This is a genomic window from Wolbachia endosymbiont (group B) of Dolichovespula media, assembly GCF_947179505.1.
Classification (GTDB): Bacteria; Pseudomonadota; Alphaproteobacteria; order Rickettsiales; family Anaplasmataceae; genus Wolbachia.
Genome location: NZ_CAMXBR010000003.1, coordinates 582,107 through 604,132, shown reverse-complemented (window position 1 = coordinate 604,132; position 22,026 = coordinate 582,107). Strand labels below are relative to the sequence as shown.

The window sequence follows — 22,026 nt, the reverse complement described above, 5'->3', positions numbered from 1 at the left end:
GATGCGAAGGTCAAATATACTTGAAATAATTGCTGGATCATTTGTATTAATTTTCACTATTTTTCTTGTCTTCTTCGCTATTAATAAGCTATCTTACATAAAGAGAAACTATAAGGATTGCTATAAAATACATGGCCTTTTTACTAATGCTAACGGTGTAGGGGTTGGTGATAGTGTCAAGATCTCTGGTGTAGAAATCGGAAGCATAACTGGTGTATCGCTCGACAAAGCTACCTACATAGCACGAATCGATATGTGCATAAGCAGAGACATAAAGTTGCCAATTGATAGCTCAGCTCTAATCGCTAGCAGTGGGGTTGTTGGTAGTAAATTTGTTAATATATCACCTGGTGCAGATCCTAAATTAATTTCACACGGTGGTAAAATAGCACATACTCAAGCTGGAGCAAATATGGGTGGAATAGTGGATAAAATTATTGGCATGTTTACAAAGTGAGAATAAGAACACATAAGCCAACTTGGCCTATGTACAATTAAGGGATTTTTCTATCAATAGCTTGAAGTTGTTCAGCGTTTGAATTATCAAGATTTCTGCTAGGTTTTACATTCCTAATAATCTCAATAAATGCTTGTACTTTCAGTATAGGAGTGTTTTTTTTTACGTACTTAGGGAAGTGTTAAATAAACTGTATCAAACCGAGAAGCAACAATAAAATAGAAACAAAAAATGGAGGTTTGACAATGAGTCAAGCAAACAGAACTACCGGTTTGGTAGACTATAAAGAATTAGAAACAAATATCTTATCGTCTATACGAGAAGGAAGACTATTGACGGAAAGAGATGGTGCATTAACACCGTTTGTAAAAAGGCTACTGGAAGCGATTCTGGAAGGTGAAATAAAAAATCACTTGTCGGCTTAAAAGCGAAGAAAATAACCGAAGAAATTGAAGAAATTCAAATACTTTACGGACAAGTGTAGGTTCATTTGAGTTATTGACACCAAGAGATAGGGAAGGAAGCTTTGAGCCACAAGTAGTCAGAAAAAGGCAAACAACCGAACTTGAAGCAAAGGTTTTAAGTACATATGCCAGTGGCATGGTATATAGAGATATAGCGTCGCATGTAGAAGAGATATAAAATATCTGTAGCAGAGATGTCAAGTATTACTGATAAATTATTGCCTGTAATCAATGAGTGGCTTAGTCGTCCACTGCAATCAGTGTATCCAATAGTGTTTATGGTTTTTTAAGGTCAAAGAAGACGGGCATTGCGTAAGTAAATATATGTAGAATATATTAGCAGAATGAAAGGAAAGAAGTTTTAGGCTTTTATATAGCAGAAAGTGAGGGAGCTAACTTTTGGCTAGGGATGTTAAATGACTTAAAAGAGAAAGGAGTAGAAGATATCCTGATTGTATGTGTAGATGGGCTAAAAAGCTTTCCTAAAACAATAAACAGTGTATTTCCTAAAGCAGAAATACAACTATGTATTGTATATCAGATAAGAAATTCACTAAAATATGCATCGAGCAAAGATGTGAAAATTTTCATGAATGATTTGAAAAAAATATACCGTGCTGCAAGTAGAGAAATTACCGAAAATTATTTGCTTAAGCTAGAGGAAAAATGGGGAGAAAAATATACTTTAGTTTTGGGAGAATAATTGAGAAAATCTGTCTAGTTATTTTAAATATTCCGGCCCTGTAAGAAAATTAATTTATACCACAAATCCTATTTAAGGGTTACATAGACAGATCAAAAAATTTACTAAAACTAAGGGCTCATTTACTAGCACAAATGCCTTGTATGAACAGGTATATTGTGCTATAAAAAAGGTAGGAGAAAAATGGGCTATGCCTATACATGATTGGGCTTTGACTATGTCTCAACTTGATATCTTTTTTTCTTGTAGGTTAAAAATTGAGTTGAATTAAAAATGCGGTTTGACACAGTTTATTTAACCATACGCGTCAAGTTAAGAAGAAGTGAGGTAAAGTTGGTGTAAAGAAAAGAAAAAGAAGATATAAGTTCTCCTAAATTTAACAAACAAAATGGAGAACTTATACAATGAAAAGAATAGTTTGCATCTCAAAAAAGCTCAAAGAATTTTTTAATGGAAAAGCAGATAAAATCTCAGCTACAACAGGATTCATAAAAAGAAAGAGGAAGCTAAAAGGCTCATCGTTTGTAAAAGCCATAGTCTTGGGTAATATAGGGGTTGATAATTGTAGTATAGAGACAATTTGTCAATTATTGAATGAAGACTCGATAAATATAACAAAACAAGGTCTGGACTTTAGATTTACCAAGGAAGCAGTAGAATTTATGAAAAGAATGTATAATGAGTCTTTAGTTTTATTTAAAAATAGCTTAAAGGTTGATTGCAGAATTTTGAAGCAATTTAGAAGTGTTAAGCTATTGGATAGTAGCTATATCAGCCTACCTAATGGTATGGAAAATATATATAAAGGTTATGGTACTAGCTACAGTGGTTATGAAAGCAATACTAAGTCTGAAATAAAGTTACAATTAGTTTTTGACTACCTAACCCAGACATTAGAGCAGCTTAATATAACTGAGGGAATAAGGTCAGATCAGGGGTATAGAAGACATTTAAGCAATATATCGAGCAATGATTTACTAATATCTGATTTGGGTTATTTTGTGCCAAGTTCTTTTAAACAAATCAATGAAGCCGGAGCTTATTTTATAAGTCGTTATAAATCTGATACCAACATATATGGTATAGAAACAAATCAAAAAATAGAGTTATTAGAATGTTTAGAGGATAAATTGTTTCTAGAAAATGAGGTGCTGTTAGGAAAAGAAACAAAAATTAAAGTGAGAATTATATGTCAAAAATTAACTGAAGAACAGTCTATAATTAGAAGAAGAAGGGCTAATAGGTTAGCAAAATCACATGGATATACATCTTCTCAAAAGAATCAAAAATTGCTGGATTGGTCGATATTCATAACTAACGTTCCAGAAAATAAAATTAGTGCTGAGCAGGTATTAATAATTTACCGAGTAAGATGGCAGATTGAATTATTATTTAAATTGTATAAGAATCACATCAGGCTTGACGAACTTAAAGGAAAACCATACAGAGTATTATGTGAACTATACGCTAAATTGTGCGCAATTCTTATATTTCATGGAATAGTTGGTTGTACAGAACTAAAAAAGGGTACAGAACTTAGTCTAACAAAGGCATTTATTGAGCTTAAAAGGCGAGTTAGAGAGCTATTCTTAACATTAAATTGTGTAGTCAGTAAGGTACAAATTTTCCTCAAAAAACTCGTCTCAACCTGGTCAAAATTCTCCTTAAAAGACAAATATAGAAAAACAAGAATATCAACTTTGAGTGCACTAAATTTGCTCATTTTCCCTTAACTTGACGCGTATGGTTTATAGAACACTCCCTTTTTGAAAGTTACAGATCGCTAAAAATATTTAAACAACTAATTTTTATAACTTTGTACCAATAAAACTATTCCCACCTTAATTATCAAACAGTAACGTATAGAACTACAAACTTTTGTATATTAAGAAATTGTTTAAATTGCATATCTGGCTACTATGTCCCCTACTTCCAAGATAAAGTACCTTTCACTAAAAAATATTGAATTTAATTTTTGTAATCACTTAAGTCTAGTATTATTTTGTTAATGTATCGTTCATTTGCATCCTTGATGATAAATTTTATACCATTTTTATATCTTATAACTTCATCTACAGAAGGTACCTTACCAGCAATTGAAAGAACCAAACCACTAAGTGTGGCATAATGCTCTTCAGAGTCACACAACTCTATTTTTAGATTTTCCTCTATATCCTTTATAAGGGCCCTTGCCGATATTTCAAACTTATTTTGAGATAATTCAGTAATGGTGTGTTCTGAATTTACCTCATTCTCGTTATCAATATTTGGTATCAATTCTTCTATAAGATCATTTATCGAAATTAAACCATCAGTTCCACCATATTCATCCAGTACAATAGCTAAATATGACTTGGAAGATTTCATTCTAACAAAAAGATTTGTTGCTTTCATTGAGGCTGGGACAAATATTACATTTTGTATAATATTTCTCAGATTAAAATCTTTATTCTTATTGAAAATGATATCTTTTACGTAAAAAAAGCCTATTACGTTGTCAAAGTTATTCTTATAAGTTGGTATCTTAGCATGGTAAGTGTTTTTCACCTTCTTTATTACCTCATCCTTACTCGATTCAATGTCTACTGCACATATCTCCTTACGTGGAGTCATTATATCCATGATACTACAATCACGGAATTTTAATAGACTATTAAGTATGTCAAGACCTGACAGATCACCCATCAATGCCTCAGTCGCACATTTTTTTAACACAGAAGTTTTGTTGAAGAGAAAGAGAAAAATTCTGTATGCTATTTTTTCTACTAAAGTTCTTTTCTTATTCAATTTATTCCCTTTAATGGTGAAAATATCTTTAGATAAGGTCTATCAAGAAAACTGTTATTAAATGTTTAATAAGCATGTGAATAATGTCAAATTAATTTGTGAATTATTTGTTGAAATAAAATACTAACAATTGATCAACAATTTTTTCAATGACATATACATAATTATATAACAATCCATGATAGTAAAGCTTTTTTCCATAAAAGAAAATTACTAACATTCTAGACATCTTACTTATACACATAAATAATAAAGGAAAATCAATAGTATAGAGAAGTTATTAACATATTTATCCACAAGCTAAGTAATACTAATTTTTACTGAATTTTAAGTTAATAACAATTTATTGATAGAACTACTACTACTGTTATACTTTAGTTTAGATAAAAAGCAGATAAAATAGATTGAAAAGAAGTAAAGCAAAAATAGCAAGAATCATCAGTCAGAACGAGTCAAATGAAAAAGTCCCTATTTGGTTAATGCGTCAGGCTGGTAGGTCTCTTCCTGAGTATCGGAAGGCAGTGGAAAACATGAATAATTTTATGGAGATATGTTATAGCACAAATTTGGTAACAGAGTTAACGTTACAACCAATAACAAGGTTCGACATGGATGCAGCGATAATTTTTTCTGATATTTTGATAATAGCTGACATTTTAGGTTGTAATGTAAATTTTACTCGAGGTGTGGGTCCAATAATAAGACCTATAGAAAGTGCTAAAGAATTGAAGAGTCTACAAGGAATTGAATCTAAGACATTACCAATCCTAAATGCTATAAAAGAAGTAAGAAGCCAGTTGCCAGAAGAAAAATCGCTTATAGGCTTTGCTGGAGGGCCGTGGACGGTAGGTTCATACATCATAGAGGGCGGTGGTAGTAAAACTTTTTCCAAGGTGCTAAATTTTTGTCCATTGGCACTAGAGGAAATAATAAAAAAAATAACGGAAGCGACAATTATTTATCTGATCAAACAGATAGAGTTTGGAGCAGATGTTATTCAGTTATTTGACAGCAATGCTGGTGTATTGAAGGGAAAACTATTTGAAAGATACATCATCAAGCCAACAAAGGAAATTGTTTCGGCAATAAAGAGTAGATTTCCCAATTTTCCAATAATAGGTTTTCCGCGCTCTGCTGAAAATCTTTATACAGATTACTGCGAACAAACAGGCGTATCTGCAGTAAATATAGATTATAATGTTCCAATAGAATGGGCGAAAGAAAATCTAAAAATTCCTCTGCAAGGGAACCTTAATCCTAGTCTTTTGGCCTACAATAAGTCAGAAGCAATCGAAGAAGCAAAGTGTATAATAGATTGTTTTAGAGGGTTACCTTTTATATTTAATCTTGGACATGGAGTGCTTCCTGATACTCCGGTTGAAAATATTGCTGAATTAGTGGACCTAGTAAGAAACTACTAAAACTCTTGTATGAAAAGCCTTTATGAGGGTGGAATGAAAACCTTACTTGACAAACCTCATTCTCTTCCTTACTATAACGATAAGAGTATTCATCCTTGTTTTTGGGCTCAACGACAAAATTCAGTAAAAAACTCAGATACTTATTGGCAAATTACATAAAATTATAGCGGCTGCATGTTTTTTAAATTTTTTCTACTTCAGCCAAAACACGCTTGTTAGCACATTATCAATTTACATTATTAAAACTCGCTATACAGGGGTTTATTTGCCTTTTTCAATTTATTAAGCTTTTTAATATCTATATTTAAGAATACAAAAATACCAACCTTTATGTAAAATAATAAAACTTCTAGCTTTTTTGTTGTGTAGAGTTTATCATTTTTATTTAACTTTAGTGAGATTATGTCAGACTTTGCAAAGAGGATGTCTCTGATAAAACCGTCGCCTACAATTGCTGTGACCGATAAGGCAAACAGATTAAAAAGCGAAGGAAAGAAAATTTGCGTTTTAGCTGCGGGAGAGCCGGATTTTGACACTCCAGATCATATAAAAAAGGCAGCTATTCAATCGATAAATGAAGGTAAAACTAAATATACTGTTGTTGATGGAACTCATGAGCTTAAAGAGGCGATAATCAATAAGTTAAAAAGGGATAACAATCTAGAATATACACTGAACCAAATTTGTGTCGGCGCAGGCGCTAAGCAGGTGTTATTCAACTTATTTATGGCAACAATTGACTCTGGAGATGAGGCTATAATACCAGCTCCTTATTGGGTTTCGTATGTTGATATGGTAAATCTTTTTGGCGGACTGCCAGTTATTGTAGAGTGCAAACAAAACTTTAAGCTTACACCGGAGTTACTGGAAAGCAATATAACTGAGAAAACTAAATGGTTAATTCTTAATTCACCGAACAATCCAGTAGGAATTGTCTATACATATGATGAATTGAAAAGCATAGCGAGAGTATTACTTAAACATCCACACGTGAATGTTGTTACAGATGATATTTATGAGCACATAATATACGACGAAAAGTTTTTTACCATTGCTAAGATTGAGCCAAAACTTTATGATAGAGTTTTTGTGGTCAATGGAGTATCAAAAGCCTATGCAATGACTGGCTGGAGAATAGGTTATATTGCAGGTAGGAGTGATATAGTAAAAGCTATTTCTACACTGCAGTCTCAAAGTACTTCTAACCCAAATTCAATAGCACAAGCAGCAGCAGTTGAAGCGTTAAACGGTGATCATAGTTTTTTGAAAGAAAGAACAAAAATCTTTAGGGACCGTAGAGATTTTGTAGTAAAAAAGCTAAATTCTGCTTCAGGCTTGTCAGCATCTATTCCACAAGGTGCATTCTATTTGTTTGTCTCATGTGAAAGTTTATTGGGTAAGAGTACGAAAAGTGGTAAAGTAATAAATAGTGATCTTGATTTTGCCGAATATTTATTAGAAGATCATTTAGTTGCTGTTGTTCCAGGAATTGCATTTGGTCTGAAAAATTTTATCAGAATTTCTTATGCAACCTCTCAGGAACAATTAGAAATTGGATGTGATAGTATTACTAAAGCATGCGAAATGCTAAGTTAACTTTTTAATATTCCTATATATAATATTTCAGTAAGATAGGGTTGATTTATGGCTTGGGTGTATTTGCTATTAGCTGGTTTGGTTGAAATAATATGGACCACAGCACTGAAATATAGCAATGGCTTTACTCGTGTTATACCTGTAGTAATTATTTTAGTTAGCGGTTCTGTGAGTCTTTACTGGCTATCGTTAGCAATGAAGTCTATTCCTCTTGGAACATCTTATGCAGTTTGGACTGGTATAGGCTCTATAGGTGCAGCGATAATAGGAATAATGTTTTTTAATGACCCAGTAAATTTGGGGCGTTTATTTTCCCTTGCTTTGGTAGTGCTGGGTATCATAGGATTAAAAGTATTTTCCAATTAGGAAAAGTTAAGTACGTCTATTTTACCATCTCAGGACTTTCTACTAAAGTTGCTTTGGATTTTTCAGTTCTCGAAGAGGGCATTCCTATTGATTTAGAAAGTACCTTTCTAATGTTCAATATTTCATTTTTCTCATTTTGTTGGATTAAGTTAATGTTGTTTATTTTATTCACTAAATCTTTTCCTTCCTTTAAAATTTTTAAATCGCTTTCGTTGATATGATGTTCATTTTTAAATTCTGCAACGATTTCTTTCTTCTTTGGATGAGTATTCAGAAATTCTAATATCTGGTGTTTAGCAACAGCTTGAATAAATTTCTTATCGTGAAATATTGAATTGTTATGTAGTTCTTCTAGGCTTTTATCATATTGTTTTGCTTCGTTTACAGTAAGTTTTATTATTTCTTCTGCGCTACTTAAAAGTTCCCTGTATAACTTGTCGTATCTATTGCTTGTGTGTGCGGTAAATGTTTGTTCAATGTATTTTGTTATGTAGTTTTGTAGCGTATTGTATATTGTACCTATGTTCATTCACTCACCTTGCTTTTATATTATATTTTACACACGAAAAGGTTAATATTTAGTTAACTGCAGCGTTTCTGATACTGGATTTCATTGAAAATTATATTATTTAAAGTATAATCGGTATCACGAAATGAAAGCGTAAATAAAATGAACTTTGTAACAAAACTAAAACTTATAATAAAAAAAATAAAGCTTAAGATGAACAAGGGTAAAATTATAAAAATCCTTATCATCTGTGGTATAATTTTTTTCATATACCTTATCCATGAACCAGTTATAGATATGCTAAAAGGTCTCTTTTAAGAAAGATACTCGGATTAGAGTAGCTATCTACAAAAGTGTTGCTCCTTGCTGATAAAATACATATAATCCTGTTTTTTAGGTAATATTAGCATTGAAGAGAAACTTTTTCATATGGTTGCTAGCATCACTATTTTATGCATACCAGTATATATTACGTGTAATTCCAAATATAATCGCGCCTGAATTAATAACGAAATTTAACATAAGTATTACAGATATTGGTCAATTTGGTGGGCTATATTATATAGGCTATACGCTTGCTCACATACCTGTTGGTCTTGCCCTTGATAGATTTGGGCCAAAGTTTGTTTTGCCTGTGTGTATTGTCTTAACGTTTGCTGGGACATTACCACTAATATGCTTTGATGAGTGGTATTACTCAATACTTGGTAGAATGATTGTTGGAGTTGGGTCATCTGCTTCGGCAGTTGGGCTCTTTAAAGTTGCAAGTATGTATTTCTCACAAGAAAAATCAGCAAGGATGGCTAGTTTATCTATAATAATAGGGTTACTGGGAGCTATTTATGGTGGATTACCTCTAGACTTTTTGCTCAATAAATTTGGTTGGAATTATGTTATATATACTTTCTCAGCGTTTGGTTGTTTGCTTGCTCTGTTGTTGCTTTTAATAACGCCAAAAAGTAACATAGAGGAGAGTAGAAATGACAACATACTTCAAGATTTAAAGACTGTACTTTTCAATAAACATATCATTCTAATCAGCTTTTTTGGTGGCTTAATGGTTGGACCATTAGAAGGTTTTGCTGATGGTTGGGCAAAAGCGTTCTTATGTGAAGCATATCAAATGACCGGGGATCTGGCATCTTCGCTTTCTTCCCTTATGTTTATAGGTATGGGAGCTGGATCATTCTTTTTAGCTTATTTACTGGAAAAATACCCAGACAAACATTACGAGGCAATTATTGCCTGTTCTTTTGCAATGATTGCTAGCTTTATCTTGCTTTTTATACAAGCTGGAGGTTTATATATTGCACTACCTGCACTTCTTGTTATCGGCTTTGCATCTGGTTATCAGGTAATTACTATTTACAAAGCAATAAGTTATGTGAACAATAACTTGGTAGGCTTGGCCACAGCCATATCAAACATGATAGTTATGGTTTTTGGCTATTTTTTTCATACAGGAATTGCAAAAATAATAGATTTATGTTGGAATGGAATGGTAGTACAAGGAAATCCTGTGTATGGTACTGAATTACTAGTAAAAGCAATATCAATTATTCCTATATGTTTGCTTTTAGCTGTTTTTGGATTTATATGGTTAAAGAAAAGTTCTTATGACAAGTGTTTCAGAAAGAATTTGTGACTCTAAAAGTAGTCTGAAGTATTTTGATGATGAAGTTTATCAATCTATAGAGAAAGAACTGCGGCGACAAAAATCACAGTTGCAACTGATTGCATCAGAAAATTTTGCGAGTAAAGCAGTGATGGAAGCACAAGGTTCTTTTCTGACTAATAAATATGCAGAAGGTTATCCTGGTAAGAGATATTATTGTGGTTGTGAGTATGTGGATGAAATTGAAAGTCTAGCTATGGAGAGGCTCTGTAAGCTGTTTGGTGTTAAATTTGCAAATGTTCAACCTCATTCTGGTTCTCAGGCAAATCAAGCAGTGTTTGCTTCGCTGCTTACTCCGGGCGATACTATACTTGGATTGTCACTAAATTGTGGTGGACATTTAACTCATGGTGCAGCACCAAACCTTTCTGGTAAATGGTTTAAGTCGATTCAGTATACAGTTAATAGAGATACTTATCTACTCGATATGGACGAGGTAGAAAAGCTAGCGCTGGAGAATAAACCGAAGCTAATCATTGCTGGTGCTTCTGCTTATCCAAGAGAAATAGATTTCGAGCGCTTTCGCAAAATTGCGAATAAAGTTGGTGCATATCTGCTTGCAGATATTGCTCACTATTCAGGACTTATTGCTGCAGGTTGTTACCCATCACCTGCTGAATATGCGCATGTTATGACTTCTACAACTCACAAAACTCTACGTGGTCCTCGTGGCGGAGTGGTAATGACAAATGATGAAGCATTACATAAAAAAATTAGGTCTGCGGTTTTTCCAGGGTTGCAAGGTGGGCCGCTTATGCATGTGATAGCTGCAAAAGCTGTTGCATTTAAGGAGGCATTAACGCCAGAGTTTAAAACTTATAGTAAAAAAGTTGTAGAAAATGCAAAAGTGTTAGCTCAAGCGCTGCAAAAACATGGAATAAACATTATAACTGGTGGCACTGACTCTCATATTGTGCTAGTTGATTTAAGATCACAGAAGTTGACGGGAAAAGACGTTGTAAATAGCCTTGAGAGAGCTGGCATTACCTGCAATAAAAACTCTGTGCCATTTGACACGGAAAAGCCAACCATTACTTCAGGGCTACGTTTTGGTACCGCTGCTGAGACAACGCGTGGACTTGAGAGAGAAGATTTTAAAGAGATAGCTGATCTAATAAATGAAATAATTCAGGGATTGATCAATGGAAATAGTCCTGATATTGAAAGAGCAGTAAAAAATAAAGTTGAAAAGATTTGTAGTAATTTTCCTATTTATTAATTTATTTGGCATTCAAATTTCCTTTCTTTACTTTGGATTAAACTATTGTATAGTGATTTTATAGCTCTTTAATTTTATGATAAATGTACTTAGCATAGAGAGTTGTGATTTTCACAATAAAAATGTTCTGCTCAGGGTTGACTTCAATGTTCCTATAAAAAATGAAAGAATTTGTGATGCCACTCGTATTTTAAGAGCGCTACCTACCATTCAATATTTGGCAAATGCGGGTGCAAAAGTTATTATTATCTCACATTTTGGGCGTCCAAAAGCCAAAGACAGTAACTTATCGCTAAAAAACGTAGCTGAAGCTTTATCGCAGCTGCTAAGCAAAGAAGTGAAATTTATTGATGATTGTATTGGTGAGAGAGTACAAAGAGTAATAAATGCGATGGATGGAGGAGATATAATATTACTAGAGAATCTGAGGTTTTATAAAGAAGAAGAGCAGAATGACTCAAATTTTGCTAAACAATTAGCATCTCTAGCAGATATATATGTAAATGATGCATTTTCTTGCTCTCATAGAGCTCATGCTTCTATTTCACGTATTACGGAATTTTTACCTTCTTATTCAGGATTTTGCTTGCAAGATGAGCTAAAATATCTTGAGCAAGCCATATCGTTTGATGCTAAACCTATTACTGCGATAGTTGGTGGAGCTAAAATATCCACTAAAATAAAAATGCTTATAAAACTAGCAGAAAAGGTTGATTACCTTATTCTGGGCGGCGCAATTGCTAATAATTTTTTGTTATTTAATAAAGTTAATATAGGCAAGTCTTTTTTTCAAAATGGCGTTGATGATCTTCTGCACGATATTGTTAAGACGGCAAATAAAAACAATTGCAAAATAGTTGCGCCAGAAGATGTTTTGGTTGCAGTAAATTCTGATTATAGCACTGGCGTTTTAAGAAAAACTGAATCCATTTTGGACGGTGATATAATTTTAGATATCGGACCTCAAACTTTAAGCACAATAAGCGGTATAATAGCAAGCAGTAAAACTCTGCTGTGGAACGGACCTATTGGTGTTTTTGAACATTCAGCTTTTGCAAATGGTACAGTAGAGGTGATGAGAGTAGTAAGTAATTTGACACACGAAGGAAAATTAACCAGTGTAATAGGAGGAGGAGATAGCCTATCTGCAGTAAATGCTGCAGGTCTTACTGATAAAGATTTTACATATATTTCAACTGGTGGGGGAGCATTTTTAAGTTGGCTCAGTGGTGATAAAATGCGTGCGCCAAGAAGTGCGTAAGGAACAGTTGGTGAAAATCCAACACGGGTAAAGCTTAGCCAGCAACCTGGAACAAACCATTATGCTGCGTAAGGTAACGAGCGTAGTAAAGCTAATGGAATGGACAACATAGGGTGCAACGAAAGTGAAGGTATTGAGTCCCGTAATTCACGCGTCATGGGGGCCGACACTTTACATTTGGTGGAAGGCAACATGGGTAATAACGCTAAGGAAAGATATTACTCACCCCATCGGGATCGAAGGCCGCGTCATGTGTTGAGATGGACCTTACGTGAACTTGGGAGATCCTTTGTATTCCTGTAAGGGTACTCTGGAACAAGTCAATAAAGGCAAGGACTGGAGGAAGATGCAAAGGAAGTCGGACTAACTGATAGTACTCGGAGTGTGGGAAAGCCACATACAAGGGGAAGCGGTTAGCAATATAGTGACTGGTATAGGGATTGCTATACCAATACAACAGAGATTGGAGGAGTATGCAAGGAAAACTAAACCAGATAGCAGTAAGGGCTAAGCAAGATAAGCGAGTAAAATTTACATCGCTAGTTCATTTGATTAATGAAGAGAATCTTGCAGAGTGTTACAAGGAACTAAAACGCAACAAGGCTTGCGGTATAGATCGTGTGACAGTGGAAGCTTATGGAGAAAATCTAGAAGAGAAACTTAGAACGCTAGTGGATAGTATGAAGAGAAAGCAATACCGACCGCAACCAGTGAAAAGGGTATACATACCCAAAATTGGAAGCAAGGAAAAACGCGGTCTCGGAATACCATCAACAGAAGAAAAGTTGGTACAGGTAATGCTAAAGAAGATATTAGAAAATATTTATGAAGCAAACTTTATGGACAGCTCGTATGGATTTCGACCAGGAAGAAATTGTCATCAGGCGATAAACGCTCTAGATAAAGCAGTTATGCACAAACCAATTAACTATATTGTAGAAGTGGATATCAAGAAGTTCTTTGATAATGTTCAACATAAATGGCTAATGAATTGTCTAAGGGAACGAATAGCTGACCCAAATTTATTGTGGTTAATAAAACGATTTCTAAAGGCAGGAATAGTCGAAGTTGGATGTTACAAAGCAACCGATCAAGGCACACCACAAGGTGGTATAGTAAGCCCTGTATTAGCTAATATATACTTACACTATGTGCTGGACTTATGGTTTGAAAAGAAATTTAAGCCAAAAGCCAGAGGATATATACAGCTAATAAGGTTTTGCGACGATTTTGTAGTTGGCTGCGAGAGGGAAGAAGACGCAAAAGAATTTCTAGAATTACTGAAACAAAGACTAAGTAAATTTGGATTGGAAATAGCTGAAAATAAAACAAAAATAGTAAAGTTTGGTAAGAAAGAATGGTATCAAGCAGAAAGAGAGAAACGTAGGACGGCTAGCTTCAACTTTCTAGGATTTACACATTATTGTGGAAAAAGTCGTAATGGTAAACTTATGATGAAGCAGAAAACTTCAAAAATAAGCCTAGCTAGAAAGATTAAAGAAATCAAAGAGTGGTTGAAGATGGTACGAAGTCGTATCTGTCTCAAAGATTGGTGGCAGAAACTTAAAGCCAAACTAACAGGACACTATAGCTACTTCGGAGTTAGCGGAAATTATCGGTGTTTGATTCAATTCAATCGACTGGCAACAAAGTTAGCATTTAAGTGGATAAACCGACGTAGTCAAAAGAAAAGTATCGATTGGGAACAATTTATACACTATTTAAAAGTAAATCCATTACCAAAACCAAAGGTATATGTTTCTTTATACACAGGAGCACTAGTGTGAACGCTGTATTGTGGAGCCGTGTGCGGGAAATCCGCAAGCACGGTTCTTTTGGGGAGACTATGGTTATGAGACCAAATCGCTGATTTCAAGGTCATAAGTCTCTACCAGACCGGGACTGCGATTAACATCTAATTAAAACTTTTTTAAGCTGTTGCTTGTACCTTAGCTTTTTTATACGTTGTGTTGTGGTTATGTCGAAAGTAGCTAAATTAATCTTATGCTTAATAATACCAGTAATAGGATTTGTTTTTTACATTAAGGAGCATTACTTCAACAATACAAATTCACAAATTAAATTTGAGCCATTCTTCAAAACAGATTCTTCAGATCCAGACTATATTCCACTACTTCCGGAGCTGACTAACTTTGACAGAGGAATATTAAGGGTTTGTGGAGATTGGGGAACACAGCCTGATGAAGAAGATTTCAGAATTTTGCTTGATTGTCCGCAGCATCAAGAAGTGGTGAAAAAGATATACGATAAGCTTGATCATCAGGTGATTACACCTAGTGCAGACTTGGGGTTGTTTAAAGATGAATTGACTAAGATTTGGTTTACAAATAGCGGAACTGAAAAAGAAACTATAGGGTTTGGGCATATTTTTTGTGGTGAACCAGATAGATTGGGGCTTGGTGGTATGCATTTTGTAGGTAGATATGTTGAGGCTCAAGAAAATAAGTGGGCGGGTGCGATTTGGGATAATGAATCTCTGTGCAATAAATTAGATATTAAGCCACCTGTTTACACATTTGGAATGAAATATCTAGGTAAGGATGGAGAAGTGAAAGTTAAGTGCCCAAGTGGGTACGCGTATAACCTTCATGCTGATGATATTTTAGTTTCTGCGACTAAGGCGTTTAAGGAGCTGGGAAAAGATGGAATGTGTCTGTATAAAATGGAAGATGACAATTATCAATCAGTGTTTGTGAGAAAGAAAGACGCTATACTCACATTCTATCCTGACTTAACACCAAAATGTAATGATAAGAGTATTAATTGTAGCTGTAGCAAGTCTTGATTGGCTGAAAAAAAAGTAAACATTTTATGTGTATTATGCTAATTTAGTTATATTGAGGGCAATTTGTAGAGCTACATGAAACTTATAGTAAAAAAATGTTTGTCTGTTTTATTTCTGTTGCTGCTTGTAGCGCCTCTTGTATATGGACAACAATCTTGTTTAAGTGATATTGAGAACGATTTTCAAGATTTGAAAACATCATTAAAAAATCCAATATTTTTAGATCCTGCACCGAGTTTAAATTATGATGATAGAGAAGGCAAAAAAGTGTTGATGGTGGTGGTGCACCATACTGAATCACCAACATTAAAAAGTACAAAATACGCATTAAATTCTTCAGGGATATCAGTACAGCTTATTGTTGATAGAGATGGTAGCATTACTCTGATGGTTCCACTTGAAAAACGAGCATGGCATGCTGGTATAAGTTATGCGAAAGTTCAAGTAGATAATGTGGTTGAAGAGCTACGAAAACTGAATGATTATTCTATAGGTATAGAGATTGTAAACACAGGGCTTGAGCCTTTTCCAGAAGAGCAAATGAAATCTGTCAAAGATCTGATTTTGTACCTCATTAAGCGCTTTAAGATTAGAAAAGATATGATATTTAGTCACGCTGAGATAGGCACTATAGTGTACAACTCAGCAATTGAAGGTTACGCAATGCGTAAGCCTGATCCACATAAGTTATTTGATTGGGAGTTATTAGAGAAAAGTGGTATCGGATTGCATATAGGTGATAGAATCAGTCCTCAAGACGCAGAACAAAAAGTAAATGAGGTTTTGTATAAGGTAGGCGATAAGAGTGAAAATATTTTGAAATTAAAAAAAAGGTTAAACGGTTTTTTTTATAAAATACTGCCTTGGAATGATAGGGAAGGTAATATGATTTTTCCTGACAATAATGCTAATTACTCAAATGAGTTTGATGAAAATTTTGCGTGGGTTATCAATCAGTTTTCAATGCACTACTTGCCGAAAGAGATTAGAAAAGACTTGCCTCTAAAATTAGAACAAGAAGATATTTTGCCTGAATTTTTAGTTAAGTATAGTAATCTTATTTTTAGTGAATTCTTATCTTTAAGTGATAAAACTAAATTAAGCTTAAAGCCACCATTTTTGAATGAAGAGGATTATAAGCATTTATTATCTTCTCTTGCAGAATATGAAAATAATATTTCTTCTGATGCATTTGCTATGCTCATGTACAAGATTAAGCTATATTATGACTCTTATCTAAGATACAATATAAGATCTTCACTTTATATTCCATTTAGACTTAATTCATTTGAAAAGCTAGATGTTTTAAAGAATGAAATATTATCTTTTAAGTCTATAAGCCCTGAAAAGGCTATAGAAGTCTCGAATTTGATTAATGAGTTTAGGTCGCAAGTTTTATCTAATTTCCAAAATTTTGAGAAGCAGTGGTTTCAAGAATTTAAGGACACTTGGAAACAAAAATTTATACCGAATATGGAAAAGCAAATGTCTTGGACTGCGCTACATGAAACTGTGTTGGAATATTTAGAAAAGGCGAAGAAAGAAGTCTAATGAGTATTACAATGACCAGATGCATGGGCAGAGAAAAATAAAGGACTGGTTTCACATGCATCTGGAAGGATACAAAAATTTCTAAATGAGATTAATATAGTATTGGGATGACAGAGTTTAAAAAATAAGTTACTTTTTTTATTTTTGGTAAAAAGTAGTCTATGGGTATTAAAATTGCACCTTCTATACTTTCAGCAGACTTTGCAAAATTAGGAGAGGAAGTAAAAAGAATTAGCAACTTGAATGTAGATTATATACACATAGACGTTATGGATGGAAATTTTGTTCCAAATATTACAATAGGTCCGAATGTTATCTCTGCGATACGTAAATATAGCAATCTTCCTTTTGATGTACACTTAATGATTAAATCTCCTGGTAACCATATTGAAAGTTTTATAAATGCTGGTGCTGATATTATCACTATACATGCAGAAGCAGAGATACATCTTGAGAGGCTAGTAAGAAAGATAAAATCATATAAAAACAATACAAAAAAAATAATACAAGTTGGAGTTTCAATTGTTCCTTCAACTTCTCCAAGCGTGCTTGAGTATATAATAGATGAGCTAGATATTGTACTAATTATGACAGTCAATCCTGGATTTGGAGGACAGGAGTTTATTCATTCGCAGTTGAGTAAGATATCTACCGTGAGGAAAATGATACAGGACCGTAATCTTAAAACACAAGTTTCAGTAGATGGTGGAGTTAACTTTTCTAACGCAGCTGATATAATAAAAGCAGGTGCAAATATATTAGTTGCTGGATCAGCAATATTTAAAGCTGAAGACATAAAAAAGGCTATAAACGATCTTAAAAATCTTTCGTTATAACCCTATAGATAACACAAACCATTTTTGTTATCTTGTCAGTTTTAAAAATTCCTATTATCCCAGTGCTTCGACACTGAGATAATAGAAAGTAAGTTCAACCTCAATAGAAACCTGATGATGAGTCATTATTACCAAATTTTGGTCTGTTTCTATTACTAAAACCAGAACGAGGACGAGTAGGTCTATTACTATGATAATTATCTCCAGATTTTTTATTAAACGAGTTGTTATAATAATTATCCCTATTATTTAAACCATCTCTCCTTTCTTCATTGTAAAGCTTACCTTCAAAAAATTCACCTGTTTCTTGATCAACACGACGTCTTGATAATTTTGGACATCCACCTTTTTCAAAGTCAATTATCAAAGCTTTGAAGGTATCACCCTGTTTAAGTATATCCTCAATGGACTCTACATGTTGATTAGCTACCTCGCTTATATGCATTTTTCCTTTTCTTCCATTAAGAAGTTCTAACTCTACAATAGACTTCTCTATCTTTACAACTTTAGCATCAATTATAGAACCTTGTTCTAGCTCTGTTATTGAATCAATCATCATATTCTTTGCAGCTTCAGCTTCAGTACTACTAATGGCAAAAACAGAAACTTTACCGTCATCCCCTATTTCAATTTTTGCATTACTTCTTTCACATACACTGCGTATATTTTTTCCTTTAGCACCAATAGCTGCAGAAATTTTATCTTTATCTATATAAAACGATAACACTCTTGGTATATGATCTTTTATATCCTTACGATGTTCTGAAATTACTGCATTCATTTTTTCTAAGATATGTAATCTTCCGACTTTTGCTTGTTCTAAAGATTTTTCAACAATTTCAAAGCTTATACCAGGAATTTTCATATCCATCTGCAGTGCTGTAATCCCTTCGCTAGTTCCTGCTACTTTGAAGTCCATATCACCAAGATAGTCTTCATCGCCCAGTATATCAGAAAGTATTATATGCTCATTTTTGTCTTTGATGAGACCCATAGCAATTCCTGCAACGGGAGCCTTTATTGGCACACCTGTATCCATTAATGCAATGGAAGTTCCACAAACTGTTGCCATAGAAGAAGAACCATCAGATTCCATAATCTCAGATACTACCCTTATTGTATAAGGAAATTCAGATTTATCAGGTAAAACAGGATGAATTGCTTTCCAAGCAAGTTTACCATGACCAATTTCTCTCCTTCCTGGTGCGCGTATAGCAGAAGCCTCTCCAACAGCAAATGGAGGAAAATTATAATGCAACATAAAATGTTCACGTCTATCCCCTTCAATGTCATCCACAATTTGCTCATCTTGTGTAGTACCAAGAGCAGTAACAACTAGTGCCTGAGTGGTACCCCTTGTAAATAGTGCAGAACCGTGAGTCTTGGGTAGAATGTCAGCCTCAATTTCTATCTGGCGTATTTCATCATACTTACGGCTGTCTATTCTCACACTTTTCCTTCTAATCATTTCACGCACTAAAGATCTTTCAAAGCTTTTTACTGCATAAGTAATTAACTTTTCGTCTTTTCCAGCCTCTTTAAGAGTATTCAATATATTATTCCTAACTACTTCTAGAGCTTGAACTCGCTCTTGTTTTACTGTTTTTGAATATGCTTCTTCAAAGTCTTTTCGATATTTTTCAAGTTCTTGAGTTATATTTGATATATCAACAGGAGCAAAGCTTTCAGGTTTATTGCCTACTGTATCAGCAAATTCTTTTATAAGCTTAATAACAGGTTGAAGATGTTCATGGCCGAATTTTATTGCACTCAAAACATTTTCTTCAGAGAGCTCTTTGACTTCCGATTCGACCATTAAGATCGAATTTTCATCACCAGACAAAAACAGATCCAAGTTGCTTGCTTTCATCTCTTGAACGGAAGGATTGAGTATATAATTGTTATTTTCATCACAACCGACCATAACTCCAGCTATAGTAAAGTGGAAAGGAACACCAGAAATTGCAAGAGCTGCGACGGTACCTATCAATGCTGGTACTTCAGGAGAATTGACCGTATCGTAAGTTAATAGATTACATACTACACTAATTTCATCATGAAAACCTTCAGGAAATAACGGCCTTATACTTCTATCTATTACTCTTGAAATTAAAGTTTCTCTATCAGATGGTTTTCCTTCTCTTTTAAAAAAACCACCAGGAATCTTACCCATGGCATAACTTTTTGCAATAAACTGCACATTTAAAGGGAGAAAATCAACACTTTCTTCCTTCTTTTTTCGTACAACAGTGACTAAGATAGAAGTATCTCCATAATTTACAACTACTGAACCATCAGCTTGACGTGCTATTTTCCCAGTTTCTAAAGATAAGGTACGCCCCTCCCAATCTATAGATTTTTTTATAATTTCAAACATACAAAATTCCTCGATTATTTTCTAATGCCTAACTTCTCTATTAACTCTTGATAGGCTTCATTACCAAATTTACGTTTTATATAATTTAAGTGCTTGCGCCTTCTACCTATCAATACAAGTAAACCGCGCTTAGAATTATGGTCATGCTTATGCGTTTTAAAATGCTCAGTTAAATTACTGATTCTCTCGGTTAAAATTGCACACTGTACAAAAGATGAACCTGTATCATCTTCTTTAATTGCATATGTACTAATCAAACTTTTTTTCTTTTGGGATGTTATTGACATCTAAACCTCATTTCAAAATATTAAAAACACGAATAGGCTTCACATAACCATGAGTAAAACTGCAAATTGCAATAGGTACATTACCCACTATCGTACAAAAAGTATCATAATTCTTTAAATTACGCAAGTTATTTAATATAATTTCTTGACCTTTTCTGATTTTCTCCGCTTCCTCTAAGGAAATTTCAACTTTGAACATCGATTTTAAAGCCGATTCAATGGGGATGATGAAACTTTTTGTATTACCTACATCATCTTCTGCCATCCCACCTCCCTCTGTTATCCCAGTGTCAAGCACTGGGATCAAGCCTATTTCATCACGAACATTGTTTTTGACATATGCTCCTAGAATCTTTTGTCCATTACATGATTTGTAAGTATTTGTATATCTCGATCCCAGTGTCAAGCACTGGGGAGAGTAAGTTGTTGTGTTTTTTTTAGTAAGTTGCTCAATTGTCACTGATTCATCTTCCTTAAAATCACCTACCATCGTTCTTCTTAATTGTGTAATATGTCCAAAACAATTTAATTCAATTCCAAGATCTCTTGCAATTGATCTTACATATACGCCGCTACCGCAGATCATAGAAAAATCGGCACTATTATTTATGGTGTCCAAAAATATCATCTTCAGTTCATGTATTTTGACTTGCCGGGGCTTTATATTTACCTTTTGCCCACTTCTTGCTAATTTATATGCTCTTGCTCCCTTGATTTTCACTGCTGAAAATTGAGGAGGAGTTTGTGTTATCTCACCAATAAAATCCTTAATCACACAATTTATTTGGTTATATTCAGGTTTTATAGTGCTAGTTCTAATAATATCACCATCTAAATCGTCCGTAGTTGTTTGCTTTCCCCATTTGATTGTGAAATTGTATGCCTTTAAGTTACAAGATAAATACGGTATAGTTTTTGTTGCTTCACCAAGAGCGATCGGTAATATACCTGAAGCCAAAGGATCAAGTGTTCCCAAATGTCCGGCTTTTTTTATTCCAAAAATCCTTTTAATTTGAGTTACAGCTTGTGCAGAACTCATTCCTGTTGGTTTATCAAGATTCAGCCAGCCATTTACCATGTATCAATCTTACATAATTAGTAACAATTTAGAAAGTAGATAAAATATTAAGTTATTAATAAAATGCTTGACTAGTGTGCATTGTTAATATACAATTAACTTTTTATAAACCTTAATTAAGGAGGAAGTTATTATGCCTACTATATGGAAATTGAAAAATATAGCACCCATAACAAAAATGAGTATTGAAAGTACAGTTGCAACTGCATCTTTAGCAGCAGCAATAACAACATTATTGATTGCTACTAAAGTAATTGCTGGACCTGCATTTAGCACTTATTGCTAGCCCTGCTGGAATTGCAGTTCTATTTATTACCGCTGTATATTTTGCCGCACTAGCTATTTCTTCATATCAGCAAATGCATAAGAATGAAGAAATAAGTGAAGCTAAAGCAGGCGCTGAAACAGCAGCTAAAATAGAAGTTGAAGAAAAAATTAAAGATTTAGCTACTAAAACTGAATTGAATGCCAGAACTAACAAGTCTGAAGTTGATACGAAATTGGCTGAAAAACTGGATTCAAGCAAATTTAATGAAACACTTAAGAGTTCGTTAGAAGATGCTACAGTTTTTGAAGCATTCAAAAGCAAAATATCTCAAAAAAGCTCATAAGCTAAATGGTACAGAGGTAGAGA

Annotated in this window: 19 protein-coding genes and 1 pseudogene; 15 read left to right on the top strand and 5 right to left on the bottom strand. The window is 33.9% G+C overall.

Annotated elements, in window-relative coordinates:
* Position 1: 1 nt before the first annotated feature.
* From mlaD to OM967_RS05435, 3 genes and pseudogenes are all read left to right on the top strand, one after another.
* Positions 2 to 457, top strand: a complete 456-nt coding sequence (gene mlaD, locus OM967_RS05445; protein ID WP_264337759.1) for an outer membrane lipid asymmetry maintenance protein MlaD — start codon at positions 2 to 4, stop codon at positions 455 to 457.
* Positions 458 to 702: 245 nt separating this feature from the next.
* Positions 703 to 1,895, top strand: a pseudogene (locus OM967_RS05440) (IS256 family transposase).
* 133 nt (positions 1,896 to 2,028) lie between these two features.
* A complete protein-coding gene (locus tag OM967_RS05435) occupies positions 2,029 to 3,357 on the top strand; it encodes an IS4 family transposase (protein ID WP_211907575.1) in 1,329 nt (442 codons plus the stop codon).
* 235 nt (positions 3,358 to 3,592) lie between these two features.
* On the opposite strand, the gene OM967_RS05430 is transcribed toward OM967_RS05435, so the two are convergent.
* Positions 3,593 to 4,411, bottom strand: a complete 819-nt coding sequence (locus OM967_RS05430) for a transporter associated domain-containing protein (RefSeq protein WP_211907574.1) — start codon at positions 4,409 to 4,411, stop codon at positions 3,593 to 3,595.
* A 404-nt stretch (positions 4,412 to 4,815) separates the two neighbouring features.
* Here OM967_RS05430 and hemE point away from each other — a divergent pair, with 404 nt between their 5' ends.
* From hemE to OM967_RS05415, 3 genes are all read left to right on the top strand, one after another.
* Positions 4,816 to 5,832, top strand: a complete 1,017-nt coding sequence (hemE, locus tag OM967_RS05425) for a uroporphyrinogen decarboxylase (RefSeq protein WP_264337758.1) — start codon at positions 4,816 to 4,818, stop codon at positions 5,830 to 5,832.
* 402 nt (positions 5,833 to 6,234) lie between these two features.
* Positions 6,235 to 7,428, top strand: coding sequence for a pyridoxal phosphate-dependent aminotransferase (locus OM967_RS05420; protein WP_264337757.1), 1,194 nt, complete (start codon positions 6,235 to 6,237; stop codon positions 7,426 to 7,428).
* A gap of 48 nt (positions 7,429 to 7,476) precedes the next feature.
* Complete coding sequence (locus OM967_RS05415) at positions 7,477 to 7,794, top strand: DMT family transporter (protein ID WP_211907571.1); 318 nt, start codon at positions 7,477 to 7,479, stop codon at positions 7,792 to 7,794.
* Positions 7,795 to 7,810: 16 nt separating this feature from the next.
* On the opposite strand, the gene OM967_RS05410 is transcribed toward OM967_RS05415, so the two are convergent.
* On the bottom strand, positions 7,811 to 8,323 hold the full coding sequence (locus tag OM967_RS05410; protein ID WP_264337756.1) for a hypothetical protein: 513 nt from the start codon (positions 8,321 to 8,323) through the stop codon (positions 7,811 to 7,813).
* A 388-nt stretch (positions 8,324 to 8,711) separates the two neighbouring features.
* Between OM967_RS05410 and OM967_RS05405 the strand changes: the two genes are divergently transcribed.
* The 7 genes from OM967_RS05405 to rpe all read left to right on the top strand — a co-directional run bounded on the left by OM967_RS05405 (position 8,712) and on the right by rpe (position 17,650).
* Positions 8,712 to 9,947 (top strand): MFS transporter, encoded by a 1,236-nt coding sequence (locus OM967_RS05405; RefSeq protein WP_250120177.1) that lies wholly within the window; start codon positions 8,712 to 8,714, stop codon positions 9,945 to 9,947.
* Positions 9,919 to 11,196: a serine hydroxymethyltransferase gene (gene glyA, locus OM967_RS05400; RefSeq protein WP_264337755.1), complete on the top strand. Its 1,278-nt coding sequence runs from the start codon at positions 9,919 to 9,921 to the stop codon at positions 11,194 to 11,196. The genes OM967_RS05405 and glyA overlap by 29 nt, the downstream gene beginning before the upstream one ends.
* Before the next feature lie 79 nt (positions 11,197 to 11,275).
* Positions 11,276 to 12,457, top strand: coding sequence for a phosphoglycerate kinase (locus OM967_RS05395; protein WP_264337890.1), 1,182 nt, complete (start codon positions 11,276 to 11,278; stop codon positions 12,455 to 12,457).
* 473 nt (positions 12,458 to 12,930) lie between these two features.
* A complete protein-coding gene (gene ltrA / locus OM967_RS05390) occupies positions 12,931 to 14,244 on the top strand; it encodes a group II intron reverse transcriptase/maturase (protein ID WP_264337348.1) in 1,314 nt (437 codons plus the stop codon).
* 191 nt (positions 14,245 to 14,435) lie between these two features.
* Positions 14,436 to 15,263: an EndoU domain-containing protein gene (locus tag OM967_RS05385; RefSeq protein ID WP_264337754.1), complete on the top strand. Its 828-nt coding sequence runs from the start codon at positions 14,436 to 14,438 to the stop codon at positions 15,261 to 15,263.
* A 75-nt stretch (positions 15,264 to 15,338) separates the two neighbouring features.
* Entirely contained in the window at positions 15,339 to 16,814 is a 1,476-nt protein-coding gene (locus OM967_RS05380; protein ID WP_211907566.1) for an N-acetylmuramoyl-L-alanine amidase, read from the top strand.
* A 161-nt stretch (positions 16,815 to 16,975) separates the two neighbouring features.
* The gene (gene rpe / locus OM967_RS05375; protein WP_211907565.1) at positions 16,976 to 17,650 is read left to right on the top strand and encodes a ribulose-phosphate 3-epimerase; all 675 of its coding nucleotides are present in this window, start codon (positions 16,976 to 16,978) and stop codon (positions 17,648 to 17,650) included.
* 100 nt (positions 17,651 to 17,750) lie between these two features.
* Here the strand turns inward: rpe and pnp are convergent, their stop codons facing one another.
* From pnp to truB, 3 genes are read right to left on the bottom strand one after another with little or no spacing between them, the layout of a single operon-like run.
* Complete coding sequence (pnp, locus tag OM967_RS05370; protein WP_264337753.1) at positions 17,751 to 20,027, bottom strand: polyribonucleotide nucleotidyltransferase; 2,277 nt, start codon at positions 20,025 to 20,027, stop codon at positions 17,751 to 17,753.
* Positions 20,028 to 20,041: 14 nt separating this feature from the next.
* Positions 20,042 to 20,314, bottom strand: coding sequence for a 30S ribosomal protein S15 (rpsO, locus tag OM967_RS05365; protein ID WP_010403478.1), 273 nt, complete (start codon positions 20,312 to 20,314; stop codon positions 20,042 to 20,044).
* 7 nt (positions 20,315 to 20,321) lie between these two features.
* The gene (gene truB, locus OM967_RS05360) at positions 20,322 to 21,392 is read right to left on the bottom strand and encodes a tRNA pseudouridine(55) synthase TruB (protein ID WP_264337752.1); all 1,071 of its coding nucleotides are present in this window, start codon (positions 21,390 to 21,392) and stop codon (positions 20,322 to 20,324) included.
* 133 nt (positions 21,393 to 21,525) lie between these two features.
* On the opposite strand from truB, the gene OM967_RS05355 reads away from it, so the two are divergent.
* Positions 21,526 to 21,678: a hypothetical protein gene (locus tag OM967_RS05355; protein WP_246433109.1), complete on the top strand. Its 153-nt coding sequence runs from the start codon at positions 21,526 to 21,528 to the stop codon at positions 21,676 to 21,678.
* Positions 21,679 to 21,751: 73 nt separating this feature from the next.
* Positions 21,752 to 22,003, top strand: coding sequence for a hypothetical protein (locus tag OM967_RS05350; RefSeq protein WP_250120182.1), 252 nt, complete (start codon positions 21,752 to 21,754; stop codon positions 22,001 to 22,003).
* The last annotated feature ends 23 nt before the right edge of the window (positions 22,004 to 22,026 follow it).

What these genes read in the sequence shown, in the direction of transcription:
- mlaD (WP_264337759.1), top strand. Translation starts at nt 2, where the DNA reads ATGCGAAGGTCAAATATACTTGAAATAATTGCTGGATCATTTGTATTA.
- OM967_RS05435 (WP_211907575.1), top strand. Translation starts at nt 2,029, where the DNA reads ATGAAAAGAATAGTTTGCATCTCAAAAAAGCTCAAAGAATTTTTTAAT.
- OM967_RS05420 (WP_264337757.1), top strand. Translation starts at nt 6,235, where the DNA reads ATGTCAGACTTTGCAAAGAGGATGTCTCTGATAAAACCGTCGCCTACA.
- OM967_RS05415 (WP_211907571.1), top strand. Translation starts at nt 7,477, where the DNA reads ATGGCTTGGGTGTATTTGCTATTAGCTGGTTTGGTTGAAATAATATGG.
- OM967_RS05410 (WP_264337756.1), bottom strand. Translation starts at nt 8,323, where the DNA reads ATGAACATAGGTACAATATACAATACGCTACAAAACTACATAACAAAA.
- glyA (WP_264337755.1), top strand. Translation starts at nt 9,919, where the DNA reads ATGACAAGTGTTTCAGAAAGAATTTGTGACTCTAAAAGTAGTCTGAAG.
- ltrA (WP_264337348.1), top strand. Translation starts at nt 12,931, where the DNA reads ATGCAAGGAAAACTAAACCAGATAGCAGTAAGGGCTAAGCAAGATAAG.
- OM967_RS05385 (WP_264337754.1), top strand. Translation starts at nt 14,436, where the DNA reads ATGTCGAAAGTAGCTAAATTAATCTTATGCTTAATAATACCAGTAATA.
- OM967_RS05380 (WP_211907566.1), top strand. Translation starts at nt 15,339, where the DNA reads ATGAAACTTATAGTAAAAAAATGTTTGTCTGTTTTATTTCTGTTGCTG.
- rpe (WP_211907565.1), top strand. Translation starts at nt 16,976, where the DNA reads ATGGGTATTAAAATTGCACCTTCTATACTTTCAGCAGACTTTGCAAAA.
- pnp (WP_264337753.1), bottom strand. Translation starts at nt 20,027, where the DNA reads ATGTTTGAAATTATAAAAAAATCTATAGATTGGGAGGGGCGTACCTTA.
- rpsO (WP_010403478.1), bottom strand. Translation starts at nt 20,314, where the DNA reads ATGTCAATAACATCCCAAAAGAAAAAAAGTTTGATTAGTACATATGCA.
- truB (WP_264337752.1), bottom strand. Translation starts at nt 21,392, where the DNA reads ATGGTAAATGGCTGGCTGAATCTTGATAAACCAACAGGAATGAGTTCT.
- OM967_RS05355 (WP_246433109.1), top strand. Translation starts at nt 21,526, where the DNA reads ATGCCTACTATATGGAAATTGAAAAATATAGCACCCATAACAAAAATG.
- OM967_RS05350 (WP_250120182.1), top strand. Translation starts at nt 21,752, where the DNA reads ATGCATAAGAATGAAGAAATAAGTGAAGCTAAAGCAGGCGCTGAAACA.